This is a genomic window from Agrobacterium sp. SOY23 (assembly GCF_027212525.1).
Taxonomy (GTDB): domain Bacteria; phylum Pseudomonadota; class Alphaproteobacteria; order Rhizobiales; family Rhizobiaceae; genus Agrobacterium; species Agrobacterium tumefaciens_I.
The window spans coordinates 273,017-295,134 of record NZ_JAPWDT010000006.1 but is presented as its reverse complement, the minus strand read 5'-3'; the positions used below and the strand labels follow the sequence as shown (position 1 = coordinate 295,134).

At 60.0% G+C, this 22,118-nt stretch carries 22 protein-coding genes; 13 read left to right on the top strand and 9 right to left on the bottom strand.

The window, feature by feature from the left end:
• The first annotated feature begins 134 nt into the window (after positions 1-134).
• From O3S81_RS18785 to O3S81_RS18755, 7 genes are all read left to right on the top strand, one after another.
• Complete coding sequence (locus O3S81_RS18785) at positions 135-602, top strand: hypothetical protein (RefSeq protein WP_269345640.1); 468 nt, start codon at positions 135-137, stop codon at positions 600-602.
• 1 nt (position 603) lies between these two features.
• Positions 604-1,851, top strand: coding sequence for an oxalate decarboxylase family bicupin (locus O3S81_RS18780; protein ID WP_269345638.1), 1,248 nt, complete (start codon positions 604-606; stop codon positions 1,849-1,851).
• 109 nt (positions 1,852-1,960) lie between these two features.
• Positions 1,961-3,073 (top strand): FAD binding domain-containing protein, encoded by a 1,113-nt coding sequence (locus tag O3S81_RS18775; RefSeq protein ID WP_269345636.1) that lies wholly within the window; start codon positions 1,961-1,963, stop codon positions 3,071-3,073.
• Positions 3,074-3,167: 94 nt separating this feature from the next.
• Positions 3,168-3,977, top strand: a complete 810-nt coding sequence (locus O3S81_RS18770; protein WP_269345633.1) for a cyclase family protein — start codon at positions 3,168-3,170, stop codon at positions 3,975-3,977.
• A 141-nt stretch (positions 3,978-4,118) separates the two neighbouring features.
• Positions 4,119-4,556 carry a curlin gene (locus O3S81_RS18765; RefSeq protein WP_269345631.1) on the top strand — a complete coding sequence of 146 codons (438 nt, stop codon included), beginning with the start codon at positions 4,119-4,121 and terminating at the stop codon, positions 4,554-4,556.
• 59 nt (positions 4,557-4,615) lie between these two features.
• On the top strand, positions 4,616-5,014 hold the full coding sequence (gene csgH, locus O3S81_RS18760; RefSeq protein ID WP_269345629.1) for a curli-like amyloid fiber formation chaperone CsgH: 399 nt from the start codon (positions 4,616-4,618) through the stop codon (positions 5,012-5,014).
• 167 nt (positions 5,015-5,181) lie between these two features.
• A complete protein-coding gene (locus tag O3S81_RS18755; RefSeq protein ID WP_269345628.1) occupies positions 5,182-5,595 on the top strand; it encodes a curlin in 414 nt (137 codons plus the stop codon).
• 46 nt (positions 5,596-5,641) lie between these two features.
• Here O3S81_RS18755 and O3S81_RS18750 read toward each other — a convergent pair whose 3' ends face one another.
• The 8 genes from O3S81_RS18750 to O3S81_RS18715 form a co-directional block, all read right to left on the bottom strand.
• Positions 5,642-6,637, bottom strand: coding sequence for a hypothetical protein (locus tag O3S81_RS18750; RefSeq protein WP_269345627.1), 996 nt, complete (start codon positions 6,635-6,637; stop codon positions 5,642-5,644).
• A gap of 149 nt (positions 6,638-6,786) precedes the next feature.
• Positions 6,787-7,656: a D-psicose 3-epimerase gene (locus O3S81_RS18745; RefSeq protein ID WP_269345625.1), complete on the bottom strand. Its 870-nt coding sequence runs from the start codon at positions 7,654-7,656 to the stop codon at positions 6,787-6,789.
• A gap of 66 nt (positions 7,657-7,722) precedes the next feature.
• Positions 7,723-8,388 carry a nucleoside triphosphate hydrolase gene (locus tag O3S81_RS18740; RefSeq protein WP_269345623.1) on the bottom strand — a complete coding sequence of 222 codons (666 nt, stop codon included), beginning with the start codon at positions 8,386-8,388 and terminating at the stop codon, positions 7,723-7,725.
• Positions 8,389-8,425: 37 nt separating this feature from the next.
• On the bottom strand, positions 8,426-9,277 hold the full coding sequence (locus O3S81_RS18735) for a sugar phosphate isomerase/epimerase family protein (protein WP_269345621.1): 852 nt from the start codon (positions 9,275-9,277) through the stop codon (positions 8,426-8,428).
• A gap of 1 nt (position 9,278) precedes the next feature.
• A complete protein-coding gene (locus O3S81_RS18730; protein ID WP_269345619.1) occupies positions 9,279-10,274 on the bottom strand; it encodes an ABC transporter permease in 996 nt (331 codons plus the stop codon).
• Entirely contained in the window at positions 10,271-11,287 is a 1,017-nt protein-coding gene (locus tag O3S81_RS18725; protein ID WP_269345617.1) for an ABC transporter permease, read from the bottom strand. Before O3S81_RS18725 ends, O3S81_RS18730 begins: the two co-directional genes overlap by 4 nt.
• Complete coding sequence (locus O3S81_RS18720; RefSeq protein ID WP_269345615.1) at positions 11,280-12,770, bottom strand: sugar ABC transporter ATP-binding protein; 1,491 nt, start codon at positions 12,768-12,770, stop codon at positions 11,280-11,282. Before O3S81_RS18720 ends, O3S81_RS18725 begins: the two co-directional genes overlap by 8 nt.
• Positions 12,771-12,886: 116 nt before the next feature.
• The gene (locus O3S81_RS18715; protein ID WP_269345613.1) at positions 12,887-13,864 is read right to left on the bottom strand and encodes a substrate-binding domain-containing protein; all 978 of its coding nucleotides are present in this window, start codon (positions 13,862-13,864) and stop codon (positions 12,887-12,889) included.
• A gap of 239 nt (positions 13,865-14,103) precedes the next feature.
• Here O3S81_RS18715 and O3S81_RS18710 point away from each other — a divergent pair, with 239 nt between their 5' ends.
• The 5 genes from O3S81_RS18710 to O3S81_RS18690 all read left to right on the top strand — a co-directional run bounded on the left by O3S81_RS18710 (position 14,104) and on the right by O3S81_RS18690 (position 20,794).
• Entirely contained in the window at positions 14,104-15,183 is a 1,080-nt protein-coding gene (locus tag O3S81_RS18710; RefSeq protein WP_269345611.1) for a LacI family DNA-binding transcriptional regulator, read from the top strand.
• Between the two features lie 97 nt (positions 15,184-15,280).
• Complete coding sequence (locus O3S81_RS18705; RefSeq protein ID WP_269345610.1) at positions 15,281-15,604, top strand: tetratricopeptide repeat protein; 324 nt, start codon at positions 15,281-15,283, stop codon at positions 15,602-15,604.
• Between the two features lie 159 nt (positions 15,605-15,763).
• On the top strand, positions 15,764-17,647 hold the full coding sequence (locus tag O3S81_RS18700) for a sigma-54-dependent Fis family transcriptional regulator (protein WP_269345609.1): 1,884 nt from the start codon (positions 15,764-15,766) through the stop codon (positions 17,645-17,647).
• Between the two features lie 157 nt (positions 17,648-17,804).
• The gene (locus tag O3S81_RS18695) at positions 17,805-18,878 is read left to right on the top strand and encodes a 2,3-butanediol dehydrogenase (RefSeq protein ID WP_269345607.1); all 1,074 of its coding nucleotides are present in this window, start codon (positions 17,805-17,807) and stop codon (positions 18,876-18,878) included.
• A gap of 113 nt (positions 18,879-18,991) precedes the next feature.
• Positions 18,992-20,794, top strand: coding sequence for an NAD(P)/FAD-dependent oxidoreductase (locus tag O3S81_RS18690; protein ID WP_269345605.1), 1,803 nt, complete (start codon positions 18,992-18,994; stop codon positions 20,792-20,794).
• Between the two features lie 52 nt (positions 20,795-20,846).
• On the opposite strand, the gene catB is transcribed toward O3S81_RS18690, so the two are convergent.
• Positions 20,847-21,476 (bottom strand): type B chloramphenicol O-acetyltransferase, encoded by a 630-nt coding sequence (catB, locus tag O3S81_RS18685; protein WP_269345603.1) that lies wholly within the window; start codon positions 21,474-21,476, stop codon positions 20,847-20,849.
• Between the two features lie 256 nt (positions 21,477-21,732).
• Here catB and O3S81_RS18680 point away from each other — a divergent pair, with 256 nt between their 5' ends.
• The gene (locus O3S81_RS18680; RefSeq protein ID WP_269345601.1) at positions 21,733-22,083 is read left to right on the top strand and encodes an ArsR/SmtB family transcription factor; all 351 of its coding nucleotides are present in this window, start codon (positions 21,733-21,735) and stop codon (positions 22,081-22,083) included.
• Positions 22,084-22,118: the final 35 nt, after the last annotated feature.

The following is a 22,118-nucleotide window of genomic DNA, read 5'->3' as shown; positions in this document are numbered from 1 at the left end:
ACACCTTCTGCCATACGAACTAGACCTCTGTATAGATGCCGGCGCCTCCGCCCCGCCGTAGCCTTTGCTCCAGTCAAGCGCCTCCCTTCAGGGACGATCCTGACGACACCATCACCCTTTTTGTGGAGCACGGCATGACCTCCATCAGCAAGAATGCGGACGAGCGCAAACCTCGTCGTCTCAAAGTCGCAGCGGTTTTGGCATTGGGTGCGATTGCAGTGCTCGGCGGCAATCTCCTCCTCATCAGAGATGCCGAACCGGCGCTCGCGGCCTCCGAAGAGATCACGTCGGCAGGCGCGTTGCACATCCTCGCACCGCAGACGATCGACAGGCTGGCGGGACTTTCCGCGCCCGTTGCGGATGGCAGCGATGCGGACGATGGCGCGCAGCCTGTTCCGGCCGAGGACAAGACCTCCTGCGTCGCCACCCGCGCCGCCCGGAAAACGGACCGGCATGACGCACTCGATCCCAAGGCCTTCTGCCAGTTGCAGCAACGCCTCTTCAATGCCGAACTGATCGACCGCATCGCGGTGCTCCAGCTCGCATCACAAACCCGCTCTATCGACACCTCGTCCCAACTCGCCATGAACAAGGAGTTCTGAAATGGAAACGTTGACCAGACGTGCAGTTCTCGCAATCGGCGCCGTCGGCGGCACCGCCCTTGCCGCCAGCGCAGCCGGAGCAGCATCTTTCGGCAATCCCGACCAGCCCGCCGAGGGAGCCATCAATGCCAATGCCGCGGGGCTCAGCGATCCCGGCCCGAAGAACCCGGCGATCAACGACCAGTTTCCCTCCTTCCAGAGCCCGCCCGCGACCGATGTCGGCGACATGCAGCTCTTCTGGGGCTCGTTCAACAATGCCGCCAAGCGTATCCAGAACGGCGGCTGGGCCCGTCAGGTGACCAAGTCGGACTTCGCGATTTCGGATGCCGTCTCCGGCGTCAACATGCGGCTCGGACCGGGCGGCATTCGCGAGATGCACTGGCACCGTGCCGCCGAATGGGCGATCATGACCAATGGCCGCTGCCGCATCACCGTGCTCGATCCACAGGGTCGCGCCTATGTGCAGGATGTCGAGGCCGGTGACCTCTGGTATTTTCCGGCCGGTTACCCCCATTCGCTGCAGGGCCTTGGTCCTGATGGATGCGAATTCGTCATCGTGTTCGACGAAGGCGATCAATCCGAATATGGCACCTTGCTTCTGACGGACTGGCTGGCGCATACCTCCCCCGAACTGCTGGCCAAGAATTTCGGCGTCGCGCAGGATGTGTTCCGCAACATTCCGCTGCAGAACCTCTGGATCTTCCAGGGCAAGGAGCCGGGACCACTCTCCAGGGATCAGGAAGCCGTTGCCGGTGCCGGTCTGCCGCCTTTCCCCTTCACCTACAAGCTCGCGGCATCCAAGCCTCTGAAGGAAAATACCGCCGGCGTCATTCGCCTTGCGGACAGCAGCGCCTTTACCGTGTCCAAAACCATTGCCGCCGCCATCGAAACGATCAAGCCCGGCGGCGTGCGTGAAATGCACTGGCACCCCAATGCGGATGAATGGCAATACTGGATCAAGGGCGAAGGCCGGATGACCGTGTTCGACGCGGGCCCGCGCAGCCAGACCGCCGATTTCCGTGCCGGCGATATTGGCTATGTGAAAAGAAGCCAGGGTCACATCATCGAAAATACCGGGAAGACCGACCTGCAATTCGTCGCGGTCTTCAAGGCCGCCGAATATCAGGAGGTCAGCCTGTCGTCCTGGCTGACCCATACCCCGCCGGCGCTGGTGGCCCAGCACCTGAACGTCAGCATCGAGGATGTGGCGAAATTTCCCGCAAACCAGCCAGCGATCATGCCGGGTTGAATACCCTGTCCGCTTATAGACCGGCGTTTCGGCATGTCCGATCCGCCGGTCTTTCTGGCGAAGACCAGACATTACGCCGCAAAACACTTTCGAAAGACAGGAACGAGCCATGAAACCATTGACAATCCGCATCGCCGGCGGCTCGCTTGCCGGTCTCTTTACGGCGATATTGCTGCAGGAGGACGGACACGATGTGAGAGTTTATGAACGCTCGTCGTCCGGCCTCGCCGGGCGCGGTGCGGGGCTGGTGCCGCAGCAAGACCTGTTCGAGGTTCTCGGTCAGATCGGCTGCGAAGACGTCGCCCATGTCGGGGTGGTTGCAAAGGAACGCATCTACCTCGATGCCGATGGCCGGGTCGCCCAGCGCCAAAAAACGCCGCAGATGCAGGTTTCATGGGACTATCTGTTTGAACGCGTATCCTCCCGTCTCCACGCCGATACCTATCGTCTCGGACATCAGGTCGATGCCGTTCGGGAAGACCCGGAAGGGGTGACGCTGTCCTTCGCCGACGGCACAGAGGAACGCGCCGATCTGGTGATCGGCGCGGACGGTCTGGGTTCTGCAATCCGGAGCGCCGTCAACCGCCATTCGGAAAACGCCTATGCGGGTTATGTCGCCTGGCGCGGGCTTATCCCCGAAACAGCATTGCCTGCCGATGCGGCCCTGCTGCTCGACCGCTTTGCTTTCTACATCGCGCCCGGAATTCATGTTCTGGGTTATCTCGTGCCGGGACCGCGTGGTGAGACACAGCCGGGGCAGCGCCGTTACAACTGGGTCTGGTATCGCCCGACGACGACTGATGAGCTTGACTTGACCTTCACCGGCCGCGACGGCCGGCATTTCGAACATTCCCTGCCGCGTGGAGAACTCTCGGAGCATCGCCGCAGGCAATTGCGCGAAGACGCGTTTTCGCTTCTGCCGCCGCAACTGGCGCTCGCCGTGGAAGCGGAGGAAACCCCATCCATCCAAGGCATTTTTGACTATGAGGCCGGAGAGATGGTGTCGCAGCGTATCGCGCTGGTCGGCGATGCCGCCTTTGTCGTTCGCCCTCACACGGCGATGGGCGTTTCCAAGGCCGCGGGCGACGCGATGGCGTTGCGCGATGTGCTGCGGCAAACGGACGATCTGCCCACTGCCCTTTCGCGATATCAGAGAACCCGCCTGCCGGTGGGCAAGGGAATTGCCGCCTATGGGCGGCGGCTTGCCGAAACCGCGATGTAAATACGGGTCAAAAATCAGTGGGGCTCCTGCCTTGCGTCACTCCACCTTTGCGCTACCCTTGCAATCAGGGATTTCTCAATGGAGGGACTGAGGCATGTGCAATAGCTGCGTAATCGAGAACGTGAAACGGAACATGCTGTCACGACGCCTGCTGTTCAAAGGTGCGGTGGCCGGCGTAACGGCAATGGCGGCGGGCAGCCTCGCGGCCCCGGTGCTGGCACAGTCACCCCGGCAGGTCGTCGATCTTACCCACGCCTATGATTCCACATTTCCCACATTCGACGGCAAACCGGGAATAGAGTTCGAGTGGGCGGAAGAGATCACCAAGAGCGGTTATCAGCTCCACAAGCTCACAATCTACGAACATACCGGGACGCATATCGACGCACCGTTCCACTTCAGTGCCAACGGCGCGAGCGTCGATCAGCTGGAACCGCAGAAACTCGTCGCACCGCTGGTCATCATCGATATCACCGACCGCGCGAAAGAAGATGCCAATTCCACCATCGAGGCCGAAGACATCGAGCGCTGGATCTCCGCAAATGGCGATTTACCGGCAGGTGCGGTCGTGGCTCTGCGCTCCGGCTGGGCGACGAAAGTGAAAAGCCCGTCATTCCGCAACGACGATGCCGGAAAATTCGCCTTCCCCGGTTTTGGCAAGTCCGCGACCGACCTTCTGCTCGAGCGCGACGCCGTCGCCATCGGCGTTGACACGCTTTCACTGGACCCGGGCAATTCGGCAGATTTCGCCGTTCACAATTCCTGGCTCCCGGCCGGGCGTTACGGGATCGAAGGCCTGAACAATCTCGAGGCCCTGCCGGTCAAGGGCGCGACCATAATCGTCGGCGCACCCAAACATCGCGGCGGAACGGGTGGGCCGGCGCGTATCCTGGCCCTGGTCTGACACCGGCACACCCTGCAGGAGCAACCTGCGGCTTCCGGCGCATGAACTCCGACTGAATAGTCTCTTCAGCTTCCGTTCCAATGGGACCGTCTAAAACAAAGACGTTCAACCGCGGTCCCATCCGCCTGAGGAGACACAGTCATGATCCGGAAGTCTTTCATTGCAAGTGCACTCGTTGCTCTCGTTGGCATCTCTGCTGCGGCACCCGCCATGGCCAATGATGTGCGCATCGAACAATATGGCTGGTCCAATTCTGCCGGCGGCGCGCAGGAAGGTTATGGCAACCGGATCCGCACCTACCAGAATGGCGGCTACAACCGGATCGTCGGCCATCAATATGGTCATCGTAACCTTTCGGCTGTCGGTCAGGAAGGGCAAGACAATTACGGTTCCACCTATCAGAACGGCAATCGCAACGTGGCCGGCATCGGCCAGTTCGGTTCCAACCACACCACCATCCTGACCCAGGACGGCAACGGCAATATCGCCGCCGGTGTTCAGGTTGGCCGTGGCTGCAGCGCCAATGTGAGCCAGGGCGGCAACGACAATGTCGCGGCCTTCGTGCAGGCGTGCCCGTAAGCAGCCTGCAACGACGTGAAACGGGTCGATCAAAACATCGGATCATTGGGAGACGAACCATGCCCCATACCCTCAGACAGTCGCGCCGCCTGGCGGTAATCCTCGCGCTGGCCCTACTTCCTGTCGGCGCCGTTGCGGCCATCTCGACTGCAAAGGAACCGGCCGACGGGCAGCTCTGCGAGATCAAGGCGACACCGCAGGCGGGCATGGTGAAGCTGGAGGCCCTCGCCAAGGGTGACACCGGTGCCGGCGGGACCTACTCCTTTCACGTCGAAAAATCAGGCGGCAGCGGCAGTTCCGTCATCAGCCAGGGAGGCGACTTCAACGCCGCTGCCGGACGTTCGCAACTGCTGAGCTCGGTGACGCTCGATGCGAAGGCAGCCCGCTACAAGGCGGTGCTCGATCTCGTGATCGACGGCAGGAGTTTCAGTTGCACGAAGCAGATCGGCGGCGATTAAGTCGCCGCACGCCATAAATTTTCATCTGAGAGGGCGCCGGTTCCGGCGCCCTTTTCTTTTGCGCGCGCCGAGTGACTGAACGCGATGTGAATGGGTAATTCCGGTCGGGTTCAGTTGCGGGATGCAATTATGGATCATCGGCAAGGTGCTGACAGATGGAGATAAGAATGGCCCGCAACATATTGAAACTTCTCACCGTCACCCTGCTTGTTGGCGGTCTGGCGCCGATCGGATTTGCAGCACCTGCCCATGCCGGTGGCCGCATCTCCTTTGATCTCGCACCGAGCAATAGTGCCGATGGCGATCTGCTTTCGACCGGGCTGCGCGCCTATTCGCTTTACCGCAACTTCAAGGATGCCGACATAAAGCAGTTCGGCCGCGGCAATGCGGCGGGCATCGCCCAGAATGGCGGCGGCAATCTCGGCTTCATCCGGCAACGCGGCAACGGCCATTCCGCGACACTTCAGCAGAACGGCAACAACAATGCCTATGGCATTTTCCAGTATGGCCGCAACACGGACACCAATGTGGTGCAGGATGGCGACAACGGCAGCGGCCTGACCTTCAGTTATGGCTGGTAAGGTAACTACCGGAAGCCATGCCCAGGCATCTCGCGCCCCGCGGGACTCAGTTCGCGAGAACGGCCAGAAACTTTCCGTCTCTGCCCTGCACGATATCATGCGCCGGAACCGGTGGAGCATCGGAGGCGGGCAGAGGCGGCACTATCAGCCATGCACCGGGATAGTCATTCCGAAGATGCCGGGGATTATAACGAACAGTGCTGCCGGCGGCATGGTGATGCGTTCCGAGCGTTGCATCTTTTGACAGGACGCCTCTTCGAACCTCGTGGAGTTTTCGCTCGCCATCAAGGGCAAGTGTTGCCTCAGAAAGATCGAAATTATCGATCCGGACGATCTGACCTTCCGGCGCGTCGAGAACCCATCTGTCGGAATCGACAAAGCCATCGGTGTAGACATTGCCGGTTGAGGACCGCAGGAACGTACCTTTCGGCAGGGTGATGCCATCAACGACATTGCCTTCGGCAAGAATGCATGTGCTGAACGCGGATATGCCGCCATCGGGCTTCAGGTCGAATTGCACAGGCTGTGTCGCGTCACAGCGCCAGCCGCTCTGGGTGGTCACGCCCTTGCCGGTTATCCGCATATTGTCAGGCGTAAAGCCGATCGTCTCGTAATTCTCGTTGGTTTTGATCGAGATATAACGGGCGATCTCCACGGCATCGATATTCGCGACCGATACGGGATGCGGAAACAGGGCGCGATTGAAGGATTCCGGTGTATCGGCGACCGACAGTTCAAGTTTCGTGCCTTTGGGCATATCGATCTGGCCAAGGCGTGTCGGCTCCGAGAGTTCCGGGCGGTATCGCGCCACCCTCTCATTTTCATAGGCATTCATCTGGATATAAAAATCACCAATCTGCCACAGGGTGAAAATTGCGACAGCGCTTACCAGCCCATAGGGCAGCAGCATCGGTCGCTTCCAGCGTCCCGCCGCATATCGAAGGACGAGCCCCAGTGTCCAGACGATCCAGACGAAAGTCGTGACGAGAAGGAAGGCGAGGAAAAGCAGCGCTTCGACGGATGGCAGTGCGACAGGGATCATGAAACCAGTGGCCTTGGACGGATCGTTTTGATCCTGAAGAGACACTGGAGTTTTAGCCGCAAGCGATGGCCTGTTCAACTCGCGGATGGTGGCAGTGCCGAACCGGGCGACCGCAAATCGCTGCCGCCCGGTCAGGATATTGTCGCAAATCAGCCGCCAAGGACAAAGCGGGAGAATGCCAGTGAATTGCGGGCATCCTCATCCATTTTCGCGATATCAGCGCCATTGCTGAGATCACGCCAGACCTTGATATCCGAGCCGATGGTGCCGCCCGTCTTCACGAAGGGCTCCATGACGACCGCGCCGGTGTAATTGATCTCGCGAAGCGCAAGACCGATTTCATGCCACGGCATCCTGCCCGTGCCCGGAACGCGGCGATTGCTCTCTCCGGTGTGGAAATGACCCAGCAACGGGCCAGCCGTTCGGATGGCCTCGCCAAAGCTGTCTTCCTCGATGTTCATGTGGAACGTATCCAGCATGACTTTCACATTGTTCTTGCCGACATCCTTCACGAAAGCGACGCCTTCGGCCGCCGTGTTGAGGACATGGTTTTCAAAGCGGTTGAGGACTTCGATGCACAGGTTGATACCGAGATCATTGGCGAAATCGGCAATGCCGTTGATACCTTCGACGCCGCGCGCATAATCGCCTGCCTTGTCGACGGGCTGCGAATAATCGATTGGCCAATAGGAATGCAATGCACCGCCGATGGTGCGGATGTCGAGCTTGGCGACATTGGAAAGGGTCCGTTCAAAAAACGCCTTGCCGGCCGCACGCACCGAAGCATCTTCCGACGACAGGTTCTTCGTTTTCGACGGGCCGATGCCGGCGGTGAGGATGATGCCGTTATCCTTCGCGCTCTGCCTGATGGTCGCAAGTTCGGCGTCGCTATATTCGTTGATGTGGTGTGCGGCGACTTCGATGATGTCGAAACCGAGCTTGGCGACCTTCTCGATATAGGGACCGAACTTGGCGCTCCACTCATGTTCCCAGTAAGAATAATAGATGCCGTGTTTCATGGGTGTCTCTTTCGTTTTTCTGTTTCGCTTGACTTTGAATAGGGAGGCGCAGTCATTCAGGCGGGCTCAGGACGCGGCGCCTTTTCCCGGATTTCTGACGCGAAAATCAGGTTCCGCGCTTGTGGACGTGATGAAGCGGCCATTGGGAAGATCGTTCTCCTCCACCTTCCGGTTGATCTCGTCTTCGCCGAGACCGAATCTCAGCCAGCGGTCTCGCAGCCGCGCACGCAGATCGTCCTCCTCGACATCCACGAAGACTGTGAGATCGAAGATTGATTTGAGACGATGCCATGGCGACTGGCTGGCAAGGAGATAATTGCCCTCACAGACGATGATATCGACGGATTGCGGGATCAGCCGGCCGCCGGCGCGGGCAATCTCGATGGCGCGATCGAAGACCGGCACGGCAACGACATCGTCCTCATTAGCCTTGAGACGTTCAAGCATATGGCGCAGCCCGTGCGCGTCGAAGGTATCGATGGCACCCTTGAAGGCACGCCGGTTCATCGCCTCAAGCACAACATCGTCATAATGAAAGCCATCCATCGGAAACAGCGCAGCGGACACGCCGTTGCCCGCGTTCAGTGCGTCGACCACACATTCGGCAAGAGTTGATTTTCCCGATCCGGGGGCGCCGGCAATCGCAATCATCACGCGCCGGCCATTCGAGCCGGCAAAACGCTTCAGCGCGAGGCCGGCAATTTCACCGGCATTATCGTCAATTTTACTCAAGATGCTCCTCGCCTCGAAAAGTGGTTCTCGCCACCGGCTATTCGAAAATCCGGTACTGATTTGCCTTGTCGCGTAGAAAGGCCAGCCCCTTCTCCAGGGACTCCTCAGTGCTGGCCGCAACGGGCCGCCACGTCGAAATCGCACCCGCCATCTCCACCGGCATCGCGGCAAAGCCCTCAAGGGCAAGGACGCCGTTGAACCTTATGGCCGCGAGCGCCGAAAACACCTCGTCCCAGGCGACGTTGCCGAAACCCGGCGTACCGCGGTCGCTTTCCGACATATGCATATATTTCAGATGGTTGCGGGCAGCGATGATGCCATTGGCGATGCCCTTTTCTTCCATATTCATATGGAAGGTATCGAGATGGATAAACACGTTATCGGCGCCGATGCGCTCCACCAGCGCCACCGCCTGTTCGGCGGAGTTGAGCAGATGGTTTTCATAACGATTTACGGTCTCGATGCCGAATTGCAGGCCGAGCGCTCTTGCGTGGCCGGCAGCCTCGGATAGCGCCCTTGTCAGATTGTCATATTCACCCTGCGTCGGCGGAAAACCGGTACGCTCGTTTGTGCCGCCATAGGTGACACCCGTCAGCGCCTTCGCCCCCATGGCGGCAGCCTTGTCGAGGGCGGCCTTGAGATGCTCGACGGCGGCTTGCGGACGGACAGAAGCCCAGGCCGGCTCCGGCAGCACGAGCGAACAGACAGCACTGAGATCATGCTGCTCAAGCAGGCTGCGCGTGTGTTCCGCATCGACGGACGCGATATCGACAAGCGGGATTTCGATGAAGTCCTGACCATAGCTGGCTGCACCGGCAATGGCGCGGGCGGCATTTTCATGGTCCCATTTCAGAGACCACATCATTGCGTGAACACCGAGGCCTTTCACGTCATACCTTCTTTCTGAGAGATGCAAAGTAACTGGAAAACAGGCCGCGCGCCGCCATGACGACGATCATCAGAACGCCCCACAGCGCGGTGGCCAGATGCTGGTTGGCGCCGAGAAGATTGAGGCCAGACGACAGGAGTTGCAGCACGATGAGCGCGACGAAGACGGGTAGCACCCGGCCGAAACCGCCGAACGGATTGATGCCGCCGAGAAAGGCCGCCAGCACCGTGATCAGCAGATAGGATTCCCCATGGCCGACACGGACGGAGTTGAAACGCGCAAGCATGATGATGCCGGCAACCGCACACATCAGACCTGATAGCGTATAAACGAGCACCTGAATCTTGCGGGTGTTGAGACCGGAATAACGCGCGGCCTCGATATTCGAGCCGATCATCAACAGGCCGAAGCCGAGCTTGGTGCGCGTCAACAGCACATGCCAGAGACCGACGCAGACGGTAAAAATCAGAAGCGGGATCGGCAGGCCAAGAAGCGTGCCGTGACCGAGCGGCGCCATATAGGCCGGAAAACCGGAGACATCGCCGCCGCGCGTCAGAAACTCGCCCAGTCCGCGCAGGAAGATCATCATCGACAGCGTCACCAGAATGGGGTGGGCGCGGGTGTAGGCTATCGCCGCTCCCGTCATCGCTCCGGCGGCTCCGCCGGTGACAAGTGCGGCAAGGCAGGCAAGCAGGAATGCGCTCGGCGGCGCATCCACCCCACCATGGGCCTGCAGCACCCAGGCTGCGGCAAGCCCGGACAGATTGGCCGCAAAGGTGACGGACAGATTGATCCCGCCCGTCAGCAGCGGCAACAGCATCGCCAGTGTCAGCAAACCAAGCTCAGGCAGCTGGAAGGCGACCGAACCGAATGTTGCGAGCGACAGGAAGTTGTCCGCAAAGGTTCCGAAGATGAGCATGACGGCGATGAAGGCAATCACCGGGCCCGCCATGTCGGCTCCGAAGATCGCGTTGAATTTCCGGATGAGGCTGTTCATCGCTGCACGCTCCCCTTTTTCGTGGATGTGCGGAGCGCACTCGGCAGAAGCTTGTCGAAGCGGGTCGAAGAGAGCGTGATGGCGACGAGAATGATGGCGCCGACGATCATCTTGAAGGCAAAGGGAGAAACACCCATCAGGTTGAGGCCGTTCTGGGTGATCGACACCATCAGCACGCCGAGCACGCAGCCGATGACAGAACCCTTGCCGCCGCCGAGCCGCGCGCCGCCAAGCACGGTGGCAGCAAGCACATCCAGCTCGCGACCATAAAGCGCATTGGGCACCACCTCCTGCGCATAATGCGCCTGCATGAGCCCGGCAATGCCCGCCATCAGGCCAAGCCAGCCGAAGGAGATGTAGTGCATGGCGCCGATATTAATGCCGAAGCGGCGAGCGCCTTCCGGATTGTCACCGAAGGCATAGAGCTTGCGTCCGACAGTGGTGCGCGAAATCATGAACCAGGTGGCGACGCAGCAGAGGATCATCACCACCACAGGCAGCGTCAGTTCCACCCAGGAACCATCGGACATTTCGCGTTCGTAAAACACCACGCGCGTCGAAAGCCATTCCGGCAGGTCATAGATCGACACGCCCTTGGTAAAGAACATCAACAGGCCGAAGAAGATGTTGAAGGTGGAGATGGTCGCGACGATGGAGATGATGTTCAGCCGCCAGACGAGGAAGGCGTTGACGAAACCGAGACTGAGGCCAACGGCACCGGCGATGATGAAACCCTCCGCCCAGTTACCGCCGCCGAGAGCATTGAGCGCCAGCACCGTGACATATTGAACGACGGAGGCCGCGACCGCGAAGGAAATGTCGATACCGCCAGAGATCAGCACGACAAGCAAGCCGACCGCAAAGATGATGTTGACCGCCGAGACATTCAGCACATCGAAGGCGTTGGAAATGGTGAGGAAACGGTCGGTGGCGAAAGAAAGCCCGGTGCAGAGCAGGACCATGACCACAAGCAACGTGAATTCGGTCGTATGTCCGAGTATGAGCCTACGCATAGATGGCGGCCTCCAGTTCGGTCAGCGACAGGCGTCGCGGATCATAGGTGGCGTGGAAGCGGCCTTCGACCATGTGGATGACCCTGTCTGTATTGAAATAGACTTCTGGCGCTTCGTCGGAGATGACGATGATCGACAGGCCCTCTGCCGCGAGCTTGCGGACGATTTCGAAGATGCCGGCGCGGGCACCGACATCGACACCCACGGTCGGCGCATCGAGGATGAGTATTTTCGGCCCGATCGCCAGCCATTTGGCAATCGCCACACGCTGCTGGTTGCCGCCTGAGAGCGTGCGGATCGGATCTTCCGGCAGGCCGATCTTCACCCCGAGTGCTGAAATCCAGCGGGAAACGACATCCGCCTTTTTCGATGGCGAGATGAGGCCGCCGCTCAGCAACTTATCGAGCGAGGCCATGACGAGATTGTCGGCAATGGATTGCGGCTGGTTCAGGCCAAGCGACAGTCGGTCTTCGGAGAGATAGGCAACACCCGCCCGGATCGCGTCCCGGTTGGAATGGAAATCCACCTTCTTTCCATCGATGAGAATTTCGCCCGATTGCGGCCGGTGCATGCCAAACAGCGTCAGGGCCAGTTCCGTGCGTCCGGCCCCGAGCAGGCCAGTGATGCCGAGCGTTTCTCCGCGCCGCAGATCGAAGGAAACATCCTCGAACTCACCCGCCCGGCTCAGGCCGCGCACGGAAAGAACGACAGGCTTGTCATCGTGGTCGGCGGCAATGACGGCGCTGTCGAAGTTGCGGCCGGTCATCAGCTCGGTCACGCGCGACTGGGTCATGCCTTCGACCGGGAAAACACCAACAAGCGATCCGTCCCGCAAAACGGTGATGCGATCCGATATCTCCAGCACTTCCGCCAGACGATGCGAGACGAAGACGACCGCGACACCGGATGCCGAGAGGTTGCGGACGATGTCGATCAGATAATCCGTCTCCGACTGCGTCAGCGATGCGGTGGGTTCATCCATGAAAACGAGACGGGCTTCGCCAACCAGCGCGCGGGCAATCGCCACGATCTGGCGCTGGGCAATCGGCAGCTCCTTGAGCGGCCGGTCGAGATCGAACGAGACGCCGAGACGCGCCAGCGCTTTTTCGGCAGCCTTCTCGATTGCGCGCTTGTCGACCAGCCCAAATCTGCCGTTCACCGCATATTGGAAACCGATATTCTCTGCCACCGTCATTTCATCGAACAGCGCCAGATCCTGCCAGATCACCTGAATGCCAAGCGATTGCGCCAGCGTCGGGGTCATAGCAGCGATGGGTTTGCCATCGAAATAGAGCTCGGCATCGCTTTGCGGCGTGTAGACCCCGGTAATGACCTTGATCAGGGTGCTTTTGCCGCAGCCGTTTTCGCCGGCAAGGCAATGCACTTCCCCCGGATTGACCTCGAAGGAAACACCCTTCAGGGCGCGCACGCCACCAAAGGTGACCTTGACACTCTTGAGGGACAGGAGCGGTTCTGCGCTCATGATAGCGTATCTCTCCTTTCGCCGCGAAAGCATCGCAGACGTGGCGCTCGGCATAAATTCTGGATGGACGTCGCGCGGGCGTTTTCCCCGCGCGACGCCTTCGGCCTTGGGGAGGATCAGAGGCCCATGGAAACGAGCTTGTCGATGCTTTCCTTGTCGATCTTCAAGAGTTGGTCGACGACGATGGTGTTGCCCTCAGGATTGATGGTGCCGAGGCCTTCGATAGTGTCGCCGGCCTTGGGCGTCTCGCCCTTGGCGATACGGTCGGCGAGCGTGATGAAGACCTCACCGGCCTGCTTCGGGTTCCACATGAAGCCACCCGTCAGCGCGCCAGATTTGATCAGCTTGGCGCCCTGCCCCGGAGAGAACGGACCGATGACGAAGACCTTGCCGTCCTTACGCCGCTCTTCGACGGCACGTCCGGCGCCGATCGGCCCCTGCGAACCGAAGGCAAGGAAGCCCTTGAGGTCGGCATTGGCCGACATCAGGTCAAGTGCGGTCGAACGGCTCTTGTCGAGATCTTCCGCCACACCGTAGCGGTCGCCGACCAGCTTCATGTCGGGATAGTTTGCCTTGATATAGGCGATGGCGGCATCGGCCCAGGCGTTGTGAAGCGGAACGGTGAGCGAACCGACGAAGACGGCATAAGAACCCTTGCCGCCCATTTTTTCCGCGAGCAGTTTGCCATGCGCTTCACCGAAACCCTTGGCGGAGGCGAGTTCGAAATCCCAGTCGGCGCCGAGCTGCTTCGGGGATTCATGGGTGATGACCTTGATGCCAGCGGCCTGCGCCTTTTTCAGCACGGGCTCCAGCACCTTGGCATCATTCGGCACGACACCGATGAAATCGACCTTCTGGGCAATCAGGTCTTCGATCGCGCGAACCTGCAGGGCCGGGTCGGCACTGGTGGGACCGACCATGAAACCGTCAACGCCGAGCTTCTTGCTCTGCTCCTTGATACCGGCCTCCATGGCGTTGAACCACGGGATACCGCCGATCTTCACAACGACGCCAACCTTCGGCCCTTCGGCAAAGGCTGCGGATGAGAGCAACGCAAGCGACAGACCAACCGCCGCAGCAATAATTTTCTTCATTGATGTTCCTCCTCAAAAATTCGGCAAACGAAATCCGCCCGCAGCCCGTTTTTCCCGGACGCGTTCAAAATTTCTCATCTCGCTTATTCGAGACTCTCCCTTGCCACTCCCACAGCAACCATCATGCACAATCGATATTGCCAATTTGCACAATCGATGGTGCAATAACCATAACATGAAGCGCCCTTCCGTCAAGGGGATGCGTGCTCTAATAATCGGAATCAGTTGGGGAGATCACAGTGACGGGCATAAGTTCCAAGAAAGCCACCATTTATGACTTGTCGATATTGTCCGGCGCTTCCGCCTCGACGGTCAGTGCGGTGTTGAACGGATCATGGCGCAAGCGGCGGATTTCGGAAGAAACCGCTGACAAGATTCTCTCGCTCGCCAAGGCCCAGCGCTACACCACGAACCTGCAGGCGCGCGGCCTTAGAAGTTCGAAATCCGGCCTCGTCGGGCTGTTGGTGCCGGTTTATGACAACCGCTTCTTTTCATCGATGGCGCAAACCTTCGAGGGGCAAGCCCGCAAACGTGGCCTGTCGCCCATGGTCGTTTCCGGCCGGCGCGATCCCGAGGAGGAGCGGCGCACCGTCGAGACCCTGATCGCCTATTCGATCGATGCCCTCTTCATCGCCGGTGTGACCGATCCCGATGGCGTGCATCAGGTCTGCGCACGCGCAGCCCTTCCGCATGTGAACATCGACCTGCCGGGCAAATTTGCCTCCTCGGTCATTTCCGACAACCGGCACGGCGCGGAAATTTTGACAGCGGCGATCCTTGCCCATGCGGAAAAGGGCGGTCCTCTTGGCCCGGATGACGTCATACTGTTCGGCGGCCATGACGACCACGCCAGCCGCGAGCGTATTGACGGCTTTCATGCCGCGAAAGCCGATTATTTCGGCGTTGAGAGCGGTGATGACATCGAGATCACCGGCTATTCACCGCACATGACGGAACTGGCATTTGAGCGTTTCTTTGCCCGCAGGGGCCGCCTGCCCCGCTGTTTCTTCGTCAATTCCTCGATCAATTTCGAGGGGCTGCTGCGTTTCATGGGGCGCCATGACGGCGAGGCCTTTGGCGACATCGTCGTCGGCTGCTTCGACTACGACCCCTTCGCGTCTTTTCTTCCCTTCCCGGTTTACATGATCAAACCCGATATCGCGCAGATGCTCGAAAAAGGCTTCGAACTGCTGGAGGAAAACCGGACGGAACCCGACGTCACCATCATCGCACCGCAACTCATTCCCCCGCGAACCGCCCTCAAGGGGCCGCTTGACGACATATGGGACCCGGTTGCATTGCGGCGCATGGCGAAGTGAAACACCCTGCCAAAAGGGCCGAAATCTTCGCTTGACCTCAACCACGCTTGACGTCGTACCGATTTGCAACAGGCATCACCATTGCAACGGAATAACGATGATTGAAAAGCTCATGAAGGTGTTGGAAAGCGGAAGGGATAGCGCCGTCCTGCGCTTTTCCATCGCGAAGGCGCTGGTGGAAGCGCGGCAATTCGAAGACGCCGCGCAACATCTGCAAGAGGCCATCCGGCAGAATCCCGACTATTCGGCGGTATGGGCAGAACTCGGCGAATGCCGAGCGCGGTTGGGAGACAATGACGGTGCCGCAGCGGCCTGGGTGGAAGGCGTGGCAGTGGCCATCAGGTGCGGTGACATTCAGGCAAAAAGGCAGATGGAGGTCCGGTTGCGACGTTTGCAGACGCGCAGCTCAAATGTCAGTTGATGATGCCCGGACCGTGAGGGGAAACCCAGCCTCGCGTAGCGCCGCCAGTTCATCCGATCCCACGGGCTGAAAAATCGCCGGAAGATTAGCCAGGTTTCATAAAACTGGTTATGATCGCCGGAAAAATCACGGGAGGCGGCTGTCCAGAGCCGGTGGTTTATGGGTTTTTCGGATCACATCAAGGAAATCGAGACCGTCGGTCAGGGCAGGAATACCGGCCGGGATGCGGTGGTGCTGGAATCCTGGCGGCGTTGCCTCGACACCTACCAGCTCGATCCGACCAAGGCGCGCGAAGCGGTCATCGTTTCCGAGACACGTCTTCGCGAGCATCGCCAGCAGGCGGAAGACCTTGTGCACATTGCCCGCTCCGGCCTGGAACGGCTTTACCGGCAGGTGGCTGAGCAGAATTACGTCCTTCTCCTTTCCGATCGGCAGGGCGTGACGGTTGAGTTCCTGGGCGATCCCTCCTTCAACAATAATCTGCGCAAGGCCGGGCTTTATCTGGGCTCGGAATGGTCGGAACCCCGCGCCGGCACCTGTGCCGTCGGTGCCTGCATCGCAACGGGCGAGCCGCTCACCATCCACCAGACCGATCACTTCGATGTGACGCACACGCCGCTCTCCTGCACGGCAGCGCCGATCTACGATACGCAGGGCGCGCTCACCGCCGTACTCGATATTTCGCTGCTCAGTTCGCCGATCCTGAAAACGAGCCAGAACATGGCCCGCCACCTCGTCTCTTCCACCGTGCGTAGAATCGAACTTGCCAATCTGATGGCCAGCAGCCGCCATGATCTCGTTCTGCGCTTTGCAGGCGCGCCGGAATTTCTGGATGTCGACCCCGAAGCGGCCCTGTCGGTCGACGGTTCCGGCCGCATCACCGGCATGACACACGCCGCAGCCCGTCTTCTCGCCGCCTCCCGCGGCCTCGACTGGCGCATGCCCGAGCGCCTTCTCGGACAGCGGGTGGAGGAGTTTTTCGAAGCCGATTTCGATGAGCTTGCCTCACTTACCCGCTCCAGCCTGCCCCAGGACAGACGCATCATCGTCAGAGACGGGACCGTGCTTTATGCGCACGCGATCGAACCACAACAGCGCAGGTCGACCGTTCCGCTTGCCCGCTCGAAACCGCAGCCGGTAACGGAGAGGATCGGCGGTGACGGCCCGGCGGTTCGAAATCTCAGGCGGAAGGTGGAGAAACTCGCACCCGCAAGACTACCCATCCTGCTGCAGGGCCAGACCGGCACCGGCAAGGAACACCTCGCCCGCATCATTCACGATGCCAGCGGTGTTTCCGGCCGCTTCGTTGCCGTCAATTGCGCCGCCATTCCCGAACAGCTGATCGAAAGTGAACTGTTCGGTTATCTGCCGGGCGCCTTCACCGGCGCTCTGGCGAAAGGTCGCAAGGGGCTGGTGGAAGAGGCGCAGGGCGGGACGCTTTTCCTCGACGAGATCGGCGACATGGCGTTTGCGGCCCAGAGCCGGCTTTTGCGCGTTCTGGCGGAAGGCGAGGTTCTGCCGGTTGGTGGTTCCACCCCGCAGAAGGTGGATTTTAGAGTGATTTCGGCATCTCACCGTCCCCTGAACGACATGGTGCGAACAGGTGCATTCCGCGAAGACCTCTATTACCGGCTGAACGCGGCGGTCCTGACGCTGCCGGCACTCAGCGAACGCGACGATTTTCCGTGGCTTCTCGACAGGATACTCGAAAAACACGGCATGCCCGGCCGGCCGCTGACGCTCTCCAACGCTGCCCGCCTGACGATCCTTCACCACCGCTGGCCGGGCAATATCCGTGAGCTGGACAATGCGATCGCCTTTGCAGCGGCCCTTTGCGACGACGGTGTGATTACGGCGGAAGACCTTCCGGAGCAGCTCACCCCCGCATCCTCCACGCCCATGATCGACAGCAACGGCACCGACCTTCGTGCGCTGCTTGCCGCCTGCAACGGCAATGTATCCGAGGCCGCCCGCCGGCTCGGTGTCGACCGCACGACCCTCCACCGCCGTATACGGCGCCTCGGCATTGGAAAACCTCACTGAAGGTGAGGCATATGCCACAGCTGTAGCGCCGCAGCTGTGGCGGGTTGCAAAACAGGCTTTTCGGTAAAACCCAGCAATTTCAGGTCTTCGGTGGAGAAAACCGTGCTGGCATGGGCATTGCACCTTCTCTGGCATCAAGTGCCATCGAGGAGAAAACATGCGCGCGCTCAGATTTCATGCAGCCAAGGATTTGCGGATCGAAGACATTGCCGAGCCGAAACGGCCTGGCCCGGGACAGGTCCTCGTCCGCAACCGCTTCGTCGGCATCTGCGGCACCGATCTGCATGAATATAGCTATGGCCCGATCTTCATTCCCACCGAACCGCATCCCTTTACCGGCGCCCATGGCCCGCAGATTCTGGGCCATGAATTTGGCGGCGTGGTTGAGGCGATCGGCGAAGGCGTGACCTCCGTCAGTGTCGGTGACCGCGTCTCCATCCAGCCGCTCGTCATGCCGCGATCCGGCGATTATTTCGCTGATCGTGGCCTTTTCCATCTCAGCACGCAGCTGGCACTGGTCGGCCTCAGCTGGGATGGCGGCGGCATGGCAGAAGCCGCACTTGTCAACGACTATAACGTCCAGAAAATTCCGGACGAGATGACCGACGAAGAGGCAGCGCTGGTGGAGCCCTCGGCCGTCGCCGTTTATGCCTGTGATCGCGGTGGCGTTACCGCCGGAAACAGCGTTCTGGTCACGGGTGCCGGCCCCATCGGCATGTTGACGCTTCTGGCCGCACGCGCAGCCGGCGCTACCCAGCTATTTGTCTCCGATCTGAATGATGCCCGTCTCGAGCTTGCCCGCAACGTCATCCCCGATGTCATCACCATCAACCCGAAGCGTGACAATGTCGGAGACGTCGTTCGCTCGGCAACCGAAGGCAAGGTTGGCTGCGATGTCGCAATCGAATGTGTGGGCAACGAACATGCGCTCAAGGCTTGCGTTGACGCCGTGCGCAAGCAGGGCGTCGTCGTCCAGACCGGGCTGCACCCGCATGAAAACCCGATCGACTGGTTCCAGGTGACCTTCCGTGATCTGGAGATCAAGGGATCCTGGGCCTATCCGACCCATTATTGGCCGCGCGTCATCCGGCTCATTGCCTCGGGCCTGCTGCCGGCGACGAAGATCGTCACCAAGCGCATCACGCTCGATACGGCCGTGACCGAGGGCTTCGATGCGCTGCTCGACCCGGCCGGCACGCATCTGAAAATCCTGATCGACCTTTCGAAATAGGCCTTCCGTCTGCGCCTGCCGGGAAGAGGAGCCCGGCATGCGCAGGCCATCGGCTTTAGGAACGGCGACACCGCCGCTCCACCATCAGACCAAGCACCATGGAGGAGATGAATATGCTTGATGTCAGTCCCGCCACCAAAATCGACACGGTTCTTCTGAAGCTCGGCAACGCGCTTGAAGCCGGCGACATAGACGCCGCCGTCAACCTGTTTCAGGCCGATTGTTACTGGCGCGATCTCGTGACCTTCACCTGGAACCTGAAGACACTGGAAGGCCGCGAGCAGATCCGCGACATGCTGACCAGCCAGCTTTCCGCGATCAAGCCCTCCGGTTTCGTGCAGGATGTGAAGGAGCAGGCTTCGGAAGGCAATGGCGTCACCGAAGGCTGGTTCGAATTCGAGACCGGGGCCGCTCGCGGTTACGGCCACATCCGCCTGAAGGACGGGCTGATCTGGACCCTGCTCACCACCATGAGTGAACTGAAAGGCCACGAGGAACCGAAAGGCATTCGCCGCCCCATGGGCGCAGAACACGGCCATGGCCGTAACCGCACGACCTGGAAGGAAAAGCGTGAGACCGAGGCCGCCGAACTCGGCTATTCGGAGCAGCCCTATGTCGTCATCATCGGCGGCGGACAGGGCGGCATTGCGCTTGGCGCGCGCCTCCGCCAGCTCGGCGTGCCGACGATCATCATCGAAAAGAATGAGCGGCCCGGCGACAGCTGGCGCAAACGCTATAAATCGCTCTGCCTGCACGACCCCGTCTGGTACGACCACCTGCCCTATATCCCCTTCCCGGAAAACTGGCCGGTTTTCACGCCGAAGGACAAGGTGGGCGACTGGCTGGAAATGTATACCAGGGTCATGGAGCTGAATTACTGGGGCTCCACCACCTGCAAATCGGCGCAATATGACGAGGCGACGGGCGAATGGACGGTGGTCGTCGATCGCGCCGGCAAGGAAGTCGTGCTGCGGCCGAAACAGCTGGTGCTGGCGACAGGCATGTCCGGCAAGGCCAATGTGCCGAAGTTCACCGGGCAGGATATCTTCAAGGGCGAACAGCAGCATTCCTCGCAGCACCCCGGCCCGGACGCCTATGCCGGCAAAAAGGTCGTAGTGATCGGCTCCAACAATTCGGCGCATGATATCTGCGCGGCGCTCTGGGAAGCGGGCGCTGACGTCACCATGCTGCAGCGTTCCTCCACCCATATCGTCAAGTCTGACTCGCTGATGGAGATCGGTCTCGGCGATCTCTATTCCGAGCGGGCGGTTGCGAACGGCATGACCACGCGCAAGGCCGACCTCATCTTCGCCTCCCTGCCCTACAGGATCATGCATGAATTCCAGGTTCCGATTTACGACCGGATCCGCGAACAGGATGCCGATTTTTACGCGGCACTGGAAAAGGCCGGCTTCATGCTCGATTTCGGCGACGACGAGTCCGGTCTCTTCATGAAATATCTGCGTCGCGGCTCGGGTTATTACATCGATGTCGGGGCCTGCGATCTGGTGATTGATGGCTCTATCAAGCTGAAATCTGGCGTGGATGTCTCCCATCTCACCGAAAATGCCGTGGTGCTGAAGGACGGCACGGAACTGCCCGCCGATCTGGTGGTCTATGCCACCGGTTACGGTTCGATGAATGGCTGGGCGGCCGATCTCATTTCCCGCGAAGTGGCGGACAAGGTTGGCAAATGCTGGGGGCTCGGCTCCGAAACCACCAAGGACCCCGGCCCATGGGAGGGCGAGCAGCGCAACATGTGGAAACCGACCCGGCAGGACGCCCTGTGGTTCCACGGCGGCAACCTGCATCAGTCACGGCACTATTCGCAATATCTGTCGCTCCAGCTCAAGGCCAGACAGGCAGGGCTGAAGACGCCCGTCTACGGGCTGCAGAAGCCGCATCATCTGTCCTGATGTGGCAGGAACACCGGCCCGCCCCGTTGAGGCGGGCCGGCAATTTTGACCGTTAGGACTTATCGGACCGCCAGAAACGATAGAGCTCCGCGACATTGCCGCTGGTCATCAGCGGCATCGCGGCTTTCAGCCGCTCCGCCGGCCAATCCCACCACTTCATCTCAAGCAACAGGGCGACGCTGTCGTCGTCGAACCGCTTGCGGATCGTTTTTGCGGGATTTCCACCGACGATGGCGTAAGGTTCGACATTCTTCGTCACCAGCGCCCGCGTTCCGATTACCGCGCCATCACCGACGGTGATGCCGGGCATGATGATCGCTTCCGAACCGATCCAGACATCATTGCCGATGACGGTGTCGCCCGCCGGCAGATAGCCGTTGGTGGCGTTCTCGAATTCCGGCACTTCGGGCATGAAGAAAAACGGAAAGGTGCTGATCCACTCGTTGCGATGGCCCTGATTGCCCGCCATGATGAAGGCAGCCCCCGAGCCGATCGAGCAGAAGCTTCCGATCACCAGCCTGTCGGCACCCTCATCCGGCAACAGATAACGGGCGCAATCCTCAAAGCTATGACCGTGATAATAGCCGGAATAATAGCTGTATTTCCCGACCACGAGGTTCGGGCTCTTCACCTGTCTGTCGAGCGTAATGCCCCGGAACGGGCTTTCGAAATAGTTTTCCATTGGAGTTGTCTCACTGCATCTGTTCGCATTCGCCTGCCTTCAGGCAAGCATACGCCAGGCGCGAAACCGACCGGTTTTGCGCCGGATGCTCCTCGCACTCAGGCGGGAGCTAGATGCAGGTGATACTCGATGTTTTTATCATTCCGTCTGGTTACCGCAAAAAGTGGTGAAGGCCAAGCCTTCTCCCAAGACAGGCCTTGCCGGGGGCGATCATCCGGGCTACGTATCCCTTCAATATTTAAAGGACTATTGAAATATGGATGAGCGTCAGGCCCTCGCATCCTTCGGTGCCTTGTCCCAGGAGACACGATTGCAGATCGTCAGGATGCTGGTGGTGGCCGGCCCTGATGGAATGTCTGCGGGCTCCATAGCGGAAAGTCTGGAGGTCTCACCGTCAAATGTCTCCTTCCACCTCAAGGAACTGGATCGCACCGGACTTATCGGCCAGCGGCGGGAAGCCCGCTCGATCATCTATGCGGCAAATTTCAATGCTCTCAGCGGATTGGCACGCTTTCTGATGGAAGAATGTTGCAGCGGACACCCGAAGAGTTGGGTTACGGCACCCGATGCCCCCTGCGGCACATCCGCGACGGACGAGGTTCAATGAACAGTTTCGCGCGCTACATGCCTGCCGCTGAAGCG

Excerpts from the sequence above, each read along its gene's own strand:
- O3S81_RS18680 (WP_269345601.1), top strand. The coding sequence starts at position 21,733 with ATGGATGAGCGTCAGGCCCTCGCATCCTTCGGTGCCTTGTCCCAGGAG.
- O3S81_RS18730 (WP_269345619.1), bottom strand. The coding sequence starts at position 10,274 with ATGAACAGCCTCATCCGGAAATTCAACGCGATCTTCGGAGCCGACATG.
- O3S81_RS18770 (WP_269345633.1), top strand. The coding sequence starts at position 3,168 with ATGTGCAATAGCTGCGTAATCGAGAACGTGAAACGGAACATGCTGTCA.
- O3S81_RS18745 (WP_269345625.1), bottom strand. The coding sequence starts at position 7,656 with ATGAAACACGGCATCTATTATTCTTACTGGGAACATGAGTGGAGCGCC.
- O3S81_RS18765 (WP_269345631.1), top strand. The coding sequence starts at position 4,119 with ATGATCCGGAAGTCTTTCATTGCAAGTGCACTCGTTGCTCTCGTTGGC.
- catB (WP_269345603.1), bottom strand. The coding sequence starts at position 21,476 with ATGGAAAACTATTTCGAAAGCCCGTTCCGGGGCATTACGCTCGACAGA.
- csgH (WP_269345629.1), top strand. The coding sequence starts at position 4,616 with ATGCCCCATACCCTCAGACAGTCGCGCCGCCTGGCGGTAATCCTCGCG.
- O3S81_RS18720 (WP_269345615.1), bottom strand. The coding sequence starts at position 12,770 with ATGAGCGCAGAACCGCTCCTGTCCCTCAAGAGTGTCAAGGTCACCTTT.
- O3S81_RS18775 (WP_269345636.1), top strand. The coding sequence starts at position 1,961 with ATGAAACCATTGACAATCCGCATCGCCGGCGGCTCGCTTGCCGGTCTC.
- O3S81_RS18755 (WP_269345628.1), top strand. The coding sequence starts at position 5,182 with ATGGCCCGCAACATATTGAAACTTCTCACCGTCACCCTGCTTGTTGGC.
- O3S81_RS18705 (WP_269345610.1), top strand. The coding sequence starts at position 15,281 with ATGATTGAAAAGCTCATGAAGGTGTTGGAAAGCGGAAGGGATAGCGCC.
- O3S81_RS18715 (WP_269345613.1), bottom strand. The coding sequence starts at position 13,864 with ATGAAGAAAATTATTGCTGCGGCGGTTGGTCTGTCGCTTGCGTTGCTC.
- O3S81_RS18780 (WP_269345638.1), top strand. The coding sequence starts at position 604 with ATGGAAACGTTGACCAGACGTGCAGTTCTCGCAATCGGCGCCGTCGGC.
- O3S81_RS18725 (WP_269345617.1), bottom strand. The coding sequence starts at position 11,287 with ATGCGTAGGCTCATACTCGGACATACGACCGAATTCACGTTGCTTGTG.
- O3S81_RS18750 (WP_269345627.1), bottom strand. The coding sequence starts at position 6,637 with ATGATCCCTGTCGCACTGCCATCCGTCGAAGCGCTGCTTTTCCTCGCC.
- O3S81_RS18695 (WP_269345607.1), top strand. The coding sequence starts at position 17,805 with ATGCGCGCGCTCAGATTTCATGCAGCCAAGGATTTGCGGATCGAAGAC.
- O3S81_RS18690 (WP_269345605.1), top strand. The coding sequence starts at position 18,992 with ATGCTTGATGTCAGTCCCGCCACCAAAATCGACACGGTTCTTCTGAAG.
- O3S81_RS18785 (WP_269345640.1), top strand. The coding sequence starts at position 135 with ATGACCTCCATCAGCAAGAATGCGGACGAGCGCAAACCTCGTCGTCTC.
- O3S81_RS18700 (WP_269345609.1), top strand. The coding sequence starts at position 15,764 with ATGGGTTTTTCGGATCACATCAAGGAAATCGAGACCGTCGGTCAGGGC.